The sequence below is a fragment of the Streptomyces litmocidini genome (genome assembly GCF_014649755.1).
Classification (GTDB): Bacteria; Actinomycetota; Actinomycetes; order Streptomycetales; family Streptomycetaceae; genus Streptomyces; species Streptomyces litmocidini.
Map to the genome: position 1 here is coordinate 542,516 of NZ_BMTQ01000005.1, position 10,476 is coordinate 552,991.

The window sequence follows — 10,476 nt, forward strand, 5'->3', positions numbered from 1 at the left end:
TGTCTATGCTCTCAGCTCGACCGGCATGGTCGAGACCTATGGGGTGGGGATGGACGCGAACAGGACGGTGCGCTGGGGGATCCTGGCGACGGGCGGCATAGCGGAACGGTTCACCAGGGACGTGCTGACGCTCGACGGCGCGGAGGTCGTCGCGGTGGCGTCCCGCACGGAGGCGTCGGCGAAGGCCTTCGCCGACCGGTTCGGGATCCCGCGGGCGTACGGGGAATGGGCCGGGCTCTTCGCCGACGACGACGTCGACGTGGTGTACGTGGCGACCCCGCACCACGCGCACCGGGCGGCGGCCGGACTCGCCCTGGAGGCGGGCAGGGCGGTGCTCTGCGAGAAGGCCCTCACGCTCAACGCCCGCGAGGCGGAGGAACTCGTCGCGCTCTCCCGGGACCGCGGCCTCTTCCTGATGGAGGCCATGTGGATGTACTGCAACCCGCTGGTCCGACGGATCGCCGAACTCGTGCGCGACGGCGCGATCGGCGAAGTCCGCACCGTCCAGGCCGACTTCGGGATCGCGGGGCCCTTCGACGCCGGCCACCGGCTGCGGGACCCGGCGGTGGGCGGCGGGGCGCTGCTCGACCTGGGGGTGTATCCGGTGTCGTTCGCGCAGCTGCTGCTCGGCGAGCCGTCCACGGTCCACGCGCACGCGCGGATCTCGCCGGAGGGCGTCGACCTGAACACGGGCGTGCTGCTCGGCTGGGACTCGGGCGCCTCGGCCCTGCTGTCCTGCTCGCTGGAGGCGGACACCCCGCTGACGGCCTCGGTGACGGGCACCGAGGGCCGGATCGACGTCCCGCGCGGCTTCTTCTTCCCCGAGCGGTTCACGCTGCTGCGCAACGGCGCGGAACCGGAGGAGTACGTGAACGAGGACGACCCGCACTCGCTGCGGCACGAGGCGGCGGAGGTGATGCGCTGTCTGCGCGCCGGCGAGACGGAGTCCCCGCTCGTCCCCCTGGAGGGCTCGCTCGCGGTGATGCGGACGCTCGACGCGGTACGGGACCGCGTCGGCGTCCGCTACCCCTCCGAACTCGCGGTCACGCGGGCGTGAGCCCCGGGGCGCCCGCCTCCGTGACGTAGGAGGCGGCGGTGGTGACGGGGGCGCCCGGCCGGGTCACGTACGGCACCGTGCGGAAGTCGGCCCGGGCGCTCTCCTCGCCGAGCTCCACGGTCACGTAGCCGCGGCGCCCGTTGAAGAACCTCAGGTGCGGATTGGCCTGCATGAGCCTGTCGTAGTTCGAGGGCCGGTCGGCGCCGTCCTTGCCGCTGGCGACGGACGTGGCGACGATCTCGGTGCCGACCGTCCGGGAGGCCGGGTCGCGGAAGTCGGCCTTGATGTCCAGGCCGTAGCCGACGTGGACGTCCCCGGTGAGCACCATCAGGTTCTCGACGCCGGCGGCCTCGGCCCCCGCGAGGACCCGCCGCCGGGAGGCCGGGTAGCCGTCCCAGGAGTCCATCGACAGCTTGAAGTCGGCGGTGGGGCGGTCGCGGCGCTCGGAGAACACCACCTGCTGCGGCAGCACGTTCCAGCGGGCTTCGGAGGCGCGCCAGCCGTCGAGCAGCCAGCGTTCCTGGGCGGCGCCGGTCAGGGTGCGCGCCGGGTCCTCCGACTCGGGGCCCGGGACCCGCCAGCCGTCCCCGTACGCCTGGTCGGAGCGGTACTGGCGGGTGTCGAGGATGTCGAACTGGGCGAGCCGCCCGAAGCGCAGCCGCCGGTACAGCCTCATGTCGGGTCCCTCGGGCAGCTGGGGGCGGCGCAGCGGCTGGTGCTCCCAGTAGGCGCGGTAGGCGGCGGCGCGGCGGAGCAGGAACTCCTCCGGCGGCACGTCGTTCTCGGGGGTGTCGCCCGCGTAGTTGTTCTCGGTCTCGTGGTCGTCCCAGGTGACGACGAAGGGGTGGGCGGCGTGCGCGGCGCGCAGGTCGGGGTCGGACTTGTAGAGCGCGTAGCGGAGCCGGTAGTCCTCCAGGGTGAGCGTCTCGCGGTCGAAGACGGCCGGAAGGGTGCGGTCGGTGTAGGCGCGGGCGCCGCCGGTGGCGCCGACGGCGTACTCGTACAGGTAGTCGCCGAGGTGGAAGACGACGTCGACGTCCTCCCGGGCGAGGTGGCCGTAGGCCGTGAAGTACCCGTCGTGGTAGGCCTGGCACGAGACGGCGGCGAGCCTGAGGGCGGTGTTCCGGGCGCCGGGGGCCGGGGCGGTGCGGGTCCGCCCGACCGGGCTGATCCACTCGCCGACGCGGAAGCGGTAGAAGAACACGCGGTCGGGGTCGAGGTGCTCGACCTCGATGTGGACGCCGTGCCGGAACTCGGGGTGCGCGACGGCCAGGCCCCGCCGGACGATCCGGGCGAACCGCTCGTCGCGGGCGAGTTCCCAGTGCACGGAGACCCGGCCGGCGGGCAGCCCGCCGTCCGGCTCGAAGGGGCGGGGCGCGAGGCGGGTCCACAGGAGCACGGAGTCGGGCAGGGGGTCGCCCGAGGCCACGCCCAGGGTGAACGGGTCCTCCGTGACACGCCGGGCGTCCAGCTCGGCGGCGGCCGCGGCGCCGGCCGCGGGCAGCTGGGTGGCGAAGGCGAGCGCGGCGGCCGCGCCGGTGACGGTGAGGAACCGGCGGCGTCCGAAGTGACGTGCGGCGACACGGAGTTCCTCGGAGTGGTCCTGTACGTGGTCCATGTTTCCCCTCCCCAGACGGATGCTGTCCTTCCGTCATTCGAGGGGGGTCGGACGACCTCCCCTTGTCGAGTACAGAACATCCACGTGTCGGACGGATGAGTTCATGGGGCACGCGTCTCGCGTACGCTGCGCGCCCATGAGCATCGCAGTGGTGACGGGAGCCGGCTCGGGCATCGGACGGAGCGTGGCGCTGGCCCTCGCGGCGGCCGGCTGGTCGGTGGCCCTCGCGGGCCGCAGGGCCGGGGCCCTGAAGGAGACGGCGGCGGCCCTCCCGGCGGGCGACTTCCTGTCCGTCCCGACGGACGTGACCGCCGAGGAGGAGGTGACGGCCCTCTTCGCGTCCGTACGGGACCACTGGGGCCGGGTCGACCTGCTCTTCAACAACGCCGGTACGTTCGCGGGCGGCGGCGTCCCCGTCGAGGACCTGGACCCGGCGACCTGGCGCGCGGTCGTCGACGTGAACCTGACGGGCGCCTTCCTCTGCGCCCAGGCCGCCTTCCGGACCATGAAGGAGCAGGACCCGCAGGGCGGCCGGATCATCAACAACGGCTCGATCTCCGCGCACGTGCCGCGCCCGCACTCGATCGCGTACACGGCGACGAAGCACGCGATGACGGGCCTGACGAAGTCGCTGTCCCTCGACGGACGGCCGTACCGGATCGCCTGCGGTCAGCTCGACATCGGCAACGCGGCGACGGAGATGACGGCCCGCATGCAGACCGGCATCCTCCAGGCCGACGGCGAGCTGGCGGCGGAGCCGGTGATGGACGCGGCGGACGTGGCGGCGACGGTGGTGCACATGGCGGGGCTGCCGCTGGAGGCGAACGTGCAGTTCGCGACGGTGATGGCGACGACGATGCCCTACATCGGGCGGGGCTGAGGGCCCGCGCCGGGCGCCGGCCGGAGCCGAGACGCCGTGCCGGGCGCCGGCCCGGGGTGAGCCTCGTACCGCACGCCGGCCCGGGGTGAGCCTCCGTGCCTCCCGTCGGCCGGGGACGGGGCCCGCCCCCGGCCGACGGGGCGTCAGGCCTGGCCGGTCTCGAACCGGGAGACCTTTCCGCCGTCGACGGTGAACGCCCACGTGGTGCGCATCTCGCCCCAGGTGTCGTTCCGGTAGCGGGCGACGAGCGCCCGCCCGCCGTCCGCCTCGCTCTCGACGTCCATGTGCCCGCGCGAGCCGAACACCTCGCGGTCGAGCCAGTCCTTCACGTCGCGGTCGGAGCCGTCGTCGGACATGGTCGCCCCGGGCGTCAGAACCTCGAAGAGGGCGGACTCGTCGTTGGCGTTGAGGGCCGTGACGAAGGCACGCACGGCAGGGTCGCTGAGCTGGTTCACGGGAATGGTCATGCCCCACCCGTACACCCGCCGGGCGCCCGTTCCCGGGCGCCCCGGCCGTGGAGTCCCCCCGACAGCGGCCTCCGAACCGTCAGGACCAGTCGCAGGCCTTGCCGTCGCCGTCCCGGTCGAGGCCGGAGCGGTAGCCGGGCTGACCCCGGTGGATGGGGGCCTTGCCGGCGGCGCGGACGGCGTCGCAGTTCTTGTAGTAGACGAGGCCGCCGCCGTCGGATCCGCCGGAACCCGAGCCGGAGCCTCCCGAGCCGCTGCCGCTGCCGCCGTGACGGTCCGGGTCGGGGTCCGGGTGCAGCCGGGCGTGGTCCCCGCTCGGGCAGGAGAGGCCGGGACGGGCGAGGGAGAGCCGGACGGACAGGTACCGCGGGTCCTCGATGTCCTCGCCCGCCTCCGGGTCCTGGAAGCAGATCCGCCAGTCGTCGTGACCGGCCGCCAGGTCGACGTCCGTATAGACGCCGTCGCCCCGGATCCCGGTCAGACCCGCCTTCCGGAGGACCGCGGAGCCGGACGCGAAGGTCTTGCCGACGACGTTCGGCACCTTGGGGAAGACGACGGCCTCGCCGTCCCGCGCCGGGCAGGGACTGGCCTTCCCGACGACGGCGAACTCGATCCGGCCCCGCCGCCCCTCCTGGGTCGTGGTGGTCTCCCCGGCGCCCGGCTCCTGGAAGCAGACCTTCCAGTTGCTGTCGACGAACTGCGACCTGTCGTCCTCGGTGGCGTCGTGCGAGCGCGTCCGGAACCCCGCCTCGTACGCCGCCTTCGACGCCGTCTCCAGGTTCTGGCCGGTGTAGTCGGCGACCACCCGCCGCACGACCGGCGGCGGGGTGGGCGTGGGCGGGGTGTACGGGGTGAAGGACGGGAAGGCGGCGGCCCGCGGCCGGGCGTCGGCCGCCGCGGGCCGGTCCGCCGGCGGGTCGCTGGTGCCGACCGCCACGAACCAGACGGCGGACAGGACGGTCGCGAGGACCTTCCGGCCGGGCGACCAACGGGTCCGCCAGGCCAGCACCATGCCGGCCGGCGGCACGAGGAACAGGCAGAAGACGACGAAGCCGGGCCGCCGCCACCACCGCTCTTCCCGAACCGGGCCCTTGTCCAGCGACACGCCCACGCGCCCCTGCCCCTCCCTGATGACGTCTCAGCGCCCACAGGGTATGACCTGCGGATTCGCCGCCCGCACCCGGGGTCGGACGGTTCAGTCCAGGCAGAACTCGTTGCCCTCGGGGTCGGTCATCACGATGTGGCCGCCGCTCATCGGCGGGGCGGGCTCGAAGCGGCGCACCCGTTTCGCCCCGAGGCCGACGAGCCGGTCGCACTCGGCCTCCAGGGCCGCCATGCGCTCCTCCCCCACGAGCCCGGGGGCGGCGCGGACGTCGAGGTGCACCCGGTTCTTGGCGGCCTTGTCCTCCGGCACCCGCTGGAAGAAGACGCGCGGGCCCCGCCCGTCCGGGTCCTCGATGGCGGACCTGGCGTCGCGCTCCGCCTCCGGTACGCCGATCCTCGCGAGGAAGTCGTCCCAGGCCGCCAACGGGTCGGTGCCCTCGGGCAGTTCGACCCCGGGCGGCCCGGGATGGACGTACCCCAGCGCGTCACGCCAGAAGGAGGACAGCGCACGGGGATCGTGGGCGTCGAAGGTGACCTGGAAACGGTTGCTCATGGGGACTCGCTCCCTTCGTAGCGGTTCGCGAGCCGACCGTATCGGAGCCCTCTGACAATCGTCCGGCGGACACCGGGCGCCTCAGCACGCCGTCCGAATCGCGCCGGCGGTACGGGGCGCCCCTCGGCACCCTGGCCTCATGAGCACCCACACCGCCACCGCCCGCGCCGTCCCCGCCGACGGCTTCGACCGGGCCCTCGCCGAGGCCTTCGCCGACCCGGCGGTGGTCCTGGTACACGTCCGGGCGGTCGAGTACGGCTGCTTCGACTTCGAGGTCCGGCGCCCCTGACACCGCGTTCCCGCGATGCCGACGGACGGGTTCAGGCGGGGCTTCACCGTGCGCCGGACGTGCTAAATCCGCGAGTTGCGCAGCGACTGCCACGCGGCGCCGGCCAGCGCCCGCGTCGACCGGGGGACCGAAAGCCGCTCGTGCTCGCGGTACAGCTCCCAGTTGTACCGGACGAGAGACAGCTTGTTCGAGGACAGCGAACCCGCCTGGTGGGCCCTGTACACCGCGAGCGGCTCGGCCAGGCCCCGGGCGTCGGCGCCGTCCCGCATGATCGACAGCCAGAGTGCGTAGTCCTGGCGCTTGCGCATCTCCGGCATCAGCCTCGTGCCCAGGACGTTGCGGTCGTACATGGCGGTGAGCGCACCGATGTGGTCCCGGACCAGCATCGCCCGGTAGTCCACGTGCTCCCGCGCACGGACCACCCGGCCGTTCGGAACGAAGTCGGTGCTCTCGCCCTCGTGGTCGGCGTCCATCTTGAAGTACGAGGTGAACGTCAGAGGCGCGGTGCCCTCCGCGGCGAAGGCGAGCTGCTTCTCGGTCTTCTCCGGGAGCCACATGTCGTCGCTGTCGAGGAAGGCGACGTAGTCCCCCCGGGCCCGCTCGATGGCGAGGTTCCGTGCCCGGCCGGCACCGCCCTGTTCCGGGGCCGACTCAGGCTTGACGCGCTCGTCCTGCCGGGCGAACTCCATGAGCAGGTCCATGGAGTCGTCGGAGGACTTGTCGTCGGTGACCAGCAGCTCCAGATCGCCATGGGTCTGCGTGAGGACCGAGCGAACCGCCGCACCGAGCGTCGCTGCCGAGTTGTACACGGGCATCACGACGGACACCAGGGGCACAGCACTTCTCCTTGTCAGGCCGAAGAGGACGGTCCATTCAAGCACTGGAACCGCAGGAGGGCCTCCGACCGGGCGGAACCCGGTCGAAGGCCCTCCCCACGCGGGCCGACAGACGAGTCGGGCTGTACGCCGGGTTCTGTGCCCCAATCTTTTCTGACCTGAGGAGTGAAACGCAAGGGCGGTCGACCCTTGCGTTTTCCCTGTTCCGACCCGTTCCGATCTGTTCCGATGGGGAGCGACGAGGGGTAAACGGGTTCCGATCTGCCCCTCCCCTGACGCTCCCCACTCCCCACATTCTCCCCAGCCACTCCCCCGCCAGGTCGGCCATCCAGAGTGTCTACAGGCAGGTCAGAGCGTTGCGTCGAAGGCGACTGCCTTGTCTACGAACCCGCGCCCCCCAGCTCGCCGGGTTCGTAGGTTCGCCCCCTGCGTTCAGCGAAGCGCCGGCGCTCCTCTTCCATGTCGAGCACGCAGGCCCCGCACGATGAGAGCTCGTACCGCTCCCCTCTCGGGGTGATGATCTCGTCGAGACGCGTCACGAACAGATCCGCCTGGCCACACCGGAAGCAGGCTCCGGTCGTCCAGTCGTAGAGGGCGAGGATCGCGTCTGGAGTCATGGCGGTCTCCGTTGCTGTGGCCGTGTGGCGGCTCGGAGCCGCACCAGTACATAGAGGGCGCAGCTGTTCAGCCTGCCCTTCCTTATGACCAACGGAGATGCCTGTCACCTGGTGGTTCATCCTTTCGAGTGAACACGTGTTCTATTCCGAAAGGTACCTCTAGCCCTGCGGCATATGCCAGGGCGCCGCAGGGCTAGGGACGAACAAGCCACTTCCGGTCGTACCCTTCCGGCCAGAGTTGAACCATGATCACAGAAAGCGGCAGAGTAGCTGCTGACAAATGATCATGACCGTTCGAGCTTGGACGCGTGCCCGCCGACCAGCCCGAATGGATCATCAGCGCCCAGCAGGCGCTCGGGCTGCGAGTCCGTGACGCCCGCCTCTACGCCGACCTCACCCAAGAGCAGCTGGCCGAGCGCGCCGGCATCGATCGCTCAACTCTTCAGCGCATAGAGCGCGGCCAGAACGACGCCAAATTCAGCCACCTCGCCCGCGTCGCCCGCGCCCTTAACCTGCCCACGCGAGACCTCCTCCCCTGACCACAGCCCCGCCACCGGTCACGACACCCGAGCATGCCGAACGTTTCCGGACAGCAACAGTGGCCTAGTGCATCTATTTGGCTACGCGCGCCCCGCAAGGCGGGCCACTGTCAGACCCGGGCCGTAGCCTTGGCGCATGCCCGATTCGCACAGGGAGAGCCTCAGTCCCGAAGCTCTGAACGACGCCATCTGCGAGCTGCATGCCCGCGCCGGCGAGCAGCGGCGCCCGCTGACCGCGGACGAGCAGCGGATCTACCAGGTGCTCGTGGCCGCCTGGGGCGAGGCGATGCAGAGCCAGCAGGCCCTTGCGGCCTAGGATCCCGCTGTGCCAATCGAACTCTCCGACGAACTCATCCAGCTGCAGCAGGCCGCGGTCGACGCCCAGCGCGAGGCCACCGCAAGCCCCTACAGCGCCGAAGCATGGCGGCCCTGGCTCACCTCCGCAGAGGCCTGCCAGGAAGCCGTCACGACGCATGCAAAAGCTACGGGCCAGCCGCGCTTTGAGGTGGAGGCCGAGCTGAAGCTCGCCGTACTCCATCCCGAGAAGTACGCGGAGAAGAAGCGCAAGGAAGCGGAGAAGGCGAAGAAGTAGAGTCGCCCGCCCTGGCCCGTCGCGTCCGGGCAGCGCCCGGCCCCGCCTGCATCGCAGCAGCAGGCGGGGCCGTGGCGGTTCCCCCGACGGGGGTGGCGGGGAGGCCGTGCCGACAGCATGCACCCGAAATCAGCCATCGGGGTAGAGGTGTGGCGAGAACTCTCCAGTAGGTACGACAAAGCAGCCCCCTCCCGCCGAAGCGGGAGGGGGCGGAGTGCTGTTCAGGTCAGGCTTCCCAGGGCCAGGACGCATCCCGCCCGGCTTCCAGTAGCGGCACCATCCTGAACGCGGCATCGGTCAGGCCGCCGAACGTGTGCCGGTTCGCGCTCCCGGACGGCCCGTGCCCGGCCTGGTAGCCAGCCAGGTTCCAGGTGTACACCGGCACGCTGGCCGGGACCTGTGCGGTGGGGTCTCCGTAGTAGCTGTACGAGGCCTGCTCGTCGGTGACGATCAGGACCCGGTCGTGGCCACGGTAGTGGGCTCGGACCGCCTCGGTGGTGTTCGTGCCGCCGAGGTCGTGGAAGCGCTCCAGGACGCGCAGGACCGACTCACCCTTCCCGAGCGGCACCAGTCGGCTGGTCGTACCGAACTCCACCAGGTCGGCCTGCTCCGCGCGCGCGGCGACCGCCGTGCCGAACACCGCGGCGGAGTCGGCCCGGTTCAGCTGGGTGCGCTCCGAGAGCCCGCCGAACATCGACCCCGACCGGTCCACCAGGACCAGCGTCCGTCCCGGCAGCGCCGGTACGCTCGCGAGCGAGTAGCCCAGCGCCTTCTCCAGCGCGTGACCCCAGCGCAGCGACGGGGCGTGCTTGTACGCGGCCAGGAACCGGAACGGGAACTGTCGCGAGCGCGCCACCTCCTGCGGGTCGGACAGCCGCTTCGCGACCTGCTCGGCGATGTCGTCAGAGACGCCCGCCTCGTCGAAGTTCCGCAGGTTCCGCAGCAGGGCCATGTACCCCATGGACGGGATGATCGCCTCCCAGGCCTCCTTGTCCATGGGGCCCTGCAACCACCCGGCGAGGGCCTCCCACGTCATCCCGGCGTGGTTCAGGAACTCGGCGGCGTCCGGTCGGCGCAGCAGTTGGCGGCGCTTGTCGGTGTCCCACTCGCTGATGGCGGCGCGGGTGTGGAGAAGCTGCAGGGACTCGGGGATCGGCTTGTCGCGGTTGTGGCGGCGGTCGATGGCGTGCCCGAACAGGTCGCCCTGCCACAGGGCCTTCGGCGTGGGGTGAACGAGCTCGACGACGTCACCGAAGCGGTAGCCCTTGCCGGCGGTGTCGTACTTCAGCAGGGACCGCTCGGTGTAGAGCGAGCCGAGGGCGTCCTCGATGCCGCGCTTGAGCGGCTTGGGGATGGCCCGGCCGTAGCGGGACGTCCAGTAGGCGAGGAGCTCGCCGGGCTCGTCGGCGCGCTGGAGAACGGAGCCGATGACGCGGCGGTTCCAGCCCGCGTCCTGCTGCTCGATGGCGACCTGGTGACCGAGGCCGCTGTCGCCCTTCGCCGCGGCGAGGCGGGCGTAGGCGAACTCGGCGGCGCCGACGATGGACGCGGTGCGCATGTTGCCGGGGCCGCGGAGCCAAGCCAGGAGTCCGGCGGTCCATGCGGGGTCCTCGACGGCAAGCTGCCGGACGAGGGCGGTGTAGCGGTCGTCGCGCTGGCCGCCGGTCTCGTAGAAGGTGTCCTGGCCGACCATGTTGGCGACGGCGAGGAGGAACAGCTCGGAGCGGCTGTCGCGGAGGTGGCCGGCACCACCCTCGTGGGTACGGGTGCGCTCGCCGGTCGTGGCGACGGGAGAGCTGACGGCCGGACGGGTGCCGCGACTGTTGAAGCGGGTCATGAAAAAGCCCCTCACGTGGAGGGGAGGGCAGCAGTGGGGTGCCCGAGATCAAGGTCGGCGACGGGGACAAAGTGCTCTGGGCCGCTG

Annotated in this window: 12 protein-coding genes and 1 pseudogene; 6 read left to right on the forward strand and 7 right to left on the reverse strand. The window is 71.6% G+C overall.

What is annotated here, in order from left to right:
• The first annotated feature begins 25 nt into the window (after positions 1 to 25).
• Positions 26 to 1,057 carry a Gfo/Idh/MocA family protein gene (locus IE180_RS14650; RefSeq protein WP_229860478.1) on the forward strand — a complete coding sequence of 344 codons (1,032 nt, stop codon included), beginning with the start codon at positions 26 to 28 and terminating at the stop codon, positions 1,055 to 1,057.
• Here the strand turns inward: IE180_RS14650 and IE180_RS14655 are convergent.
• Positions 1,044 to 2,675, reverse strand: coding sequence for an alkaline phosphatase D family protein (locus IE180_RS14655; protein ID WP_190157297.1), 1,632 nt, complete (start codon positions 2,673 to 2,675; stop codon positions 1,044 to 1,046). The two genes, IE180_RS14650 and IE180_RS14655, sit on opposite strands and share 14 nt — an antisense overlap.
• Positions 2,676 to 2,778: 103 nt before the next feature.
• On the opposite strand from IE180_RS14655, the gene IE180_RS14660 reads away from it, so the two are divergent.
• Positions 2,779 to 3,555 carry an SDR family oxidoreductase gene (locus tag IE180_RS14660; protein ID WP_190157298.1) on the forward strand — a complete coding sequence of 259 codons (777 nt, stop codon included), beginning with the start codon at positions 2,779 to 2,781 and terminating at the stop codon, positions 3,553 to 3,555.
• A gap of 143 nt (positions 3,556 to 3,698) precedes the next feature.
• Here the strand turns inward: IE180_RS14660 and IE180_RS14665 are convergent, their stop codons facing one another.
• The 3 genes from IE180_RS14665 to IE180_RS14675 form a co-directional block, all read right to left on the reverse strand.
• Entirely contained in the window at positions 3,699 to 4,022 is a 324-nt protein-coding gene (locus IE180_RS14665; RefSeq protein ID WP_190157299.1) for a nuclear transport factor 2-like protein, read from the reverse strand.
• 79 nt (positions 4,023 to 4,101) lie between these two features.
• Positions 4,102 to 5,127: an excalibur calcium-binding domain-containing protein gene (locus tag IE180_RS36415; RefSeq protein WP_229860479.1), complete on the reverse strand. Its 1,026-nt coding sequence runs from the start codon at positions 5,125 to 5,127 to the stop codon at positions 4,102 to 4,104.
• 90 nt (positions 5,128 to 5,217) lie between these two features.
• Positions 5,218 to 5,679, reverse strand: coding sequence for a VOC family protein (locus IE180_RS14675; RefSeq protein ID WP_190157300.1), 462 nt, complete (start codon positions 5,677 to 5,679; stop codon positions 5,218 to 5,220).
• A 172-nt stretch (positions 5,680 to 5,851) separates the two neighbouring features.
• Here IE180_RS14675 and IE180_RS14680 point away from each other — a divergent pair.
• Positions 5,852 to 5,968 (forward strand): annotated as a pseudogene (locus tag IE180_RS14680) (DUF1203 domain-containing protein); the annotation flags it as partial.
• A 62-nt stretch (positions 5,969 to 6,030) separates the two neighbouring features.
• Here the strand turns inward: IE180_RS14680 and IE180_RS14685 are convergent.
• Entirely contained in the window at positions 6,031 to 6,804 is a 774-nt protein-coding gene (locus IE180_RS14685) for a glycosyltransferase family 2 protein (RefSeq protein ID WP_190157301.1), read from the reverse strand.
• A 380-nt stretch (positions 6,805 to 7,184) separates the two neighbouring features.
• Complete coding sequence (locus IE180_RS14690) at positions 7,185 to 7,421, reverse strand: hypothetical protein (RefSeq protein WP_190157302.1); 237 nt, start codon at positions 7,419 to 7,421, stop codon at positions 7,185 to 7,187.
• A gap of 308 nt (positions 7,422 to 7,729) precedes the next feature.
• On the opposite strand from IE180_RS14690, the gene IE180_RS14695 reads away from it, so the two are divergent.
• The 3 genes from IE180_RS14695 to IE180_RS14705 all read left to right on the forward strand — a co-directional run bounded on the left by IE180_RS14695 (position 7,730) and on the right by IE180_RS14705 (position 8,552).
• Positions 7,730 to 7,960, forward strand: coding sequence for a helix-turn-helix domain-containing protein (locus IE180_RS14695; RefSeq protein ID WP_190157303.1), 231 nt, complete (start codon positions 7,730 to 7,732; stop codon positions 7,958 to 7,960).
• Positions 7,961 to 8,096: 136 nt separating this feature from the next.
• Complete coding sequence (locus IE180_RS14700; protein ID WP_190157304.1) at positions 8,097 to 8,276, forward strand: hypothetical protein; 180 nt, start codon at positions 8,097 to 8,099, stop codon at positions 8,274 to 8,276.
• A gap of 9 nt (positions 8,277 to 8,285) precedes the next feature.
• On the forward strand, positions 8,286 to 8,552 hold the full coding sequence (locus tag IE180_RS14705) for a hypothetical protein (protein WP_190157305.1): 267 nt from the start codon (positions 8,286 to 8,288) through the stop codon (positions 8,550 to 8,552).
• 226 nt (positions 8,553 to 8,778) lie between these two features.
• Here the strand turns inward: IE180_RS14705 and IE180_RS14710 are convergent, their stop codons facing one another.
• Positions 8,779 to 10,389, reverse strand: a complete 1,611-nt coding sequence (locus tag IE180_RS14710) for a TROVE domain-containing protein (protein WP_190157306.1) — start codon at positions 10,387 to 10,389, stop codon at positions 8,779 to 8,781.
• Between the last annotated feature and the right edge of the window lie 87 nt (positions 10,390 to 10,476).

What these genes read in the sequence shown, in the direction of transcription:
- IE180_RS14650 (WP_229860478.1), top strand. Translation starts at nt 26, where the DNA reads ATGGTCGAGACCTATGGGGTGGGGATGGACGCGAACAGGACGGTGCGC.
- IE180_RS14655 (WP_190157297.1), bottom strand. Translation starts at nt 2,675, where the DNA reads ATGGACCACGTACAGGACCACTCCGAGGAACTCCGTGTCGCCGCACGT.
- IE180_RS14660 (WP_190157298.1), top strand. Translation starts at nt 2,779, where the DNA reads ATGGGGCACGCGTCTCGCGTACGCTGCGCGCCCATGAGCATCGCAGTG.
- IE180_RS14665 (WP_190157299.1), bottom strand. Translation starts at nt 4,022, where the DNA reads ATGACCATTCCCGTGAACCAGCTCAGCGACCCTGCCGTGCGTGCCTTC.
- IE180_RS14675 (WP_190157300.1), bottom strand. Translation starts at nt 5,679, where the DNA reads ATGAGCAACCGTTTCCAGGTCACCTTCGACGCCCACGATCCCCGTGCG.
- IE180_RS14690 (WP_190157302.1), bottom strand. Translation starts at nt 7,421, where the DNA reads ATGACTCCAGACGCGATCCTCGCCCTCTACGACTGGACGACCGGAGCC.
- IE180_RS14700 (WP_190157304.1), top strand. Translation starts at nt 8,097, where the DNA reads ATGCCCGATTCGCACAGGGAGAGCCTCAGTCCCGAAGCTCTGAACGAC.
- IE180_RS14710 (WP_190157306.1), bottom strand. Translation starts at nt 10,389, where the DNA reads ATGACCCGCTTCAACAGTCGCGGCACCCGTCCGGCCGTCAGCTCTCCC.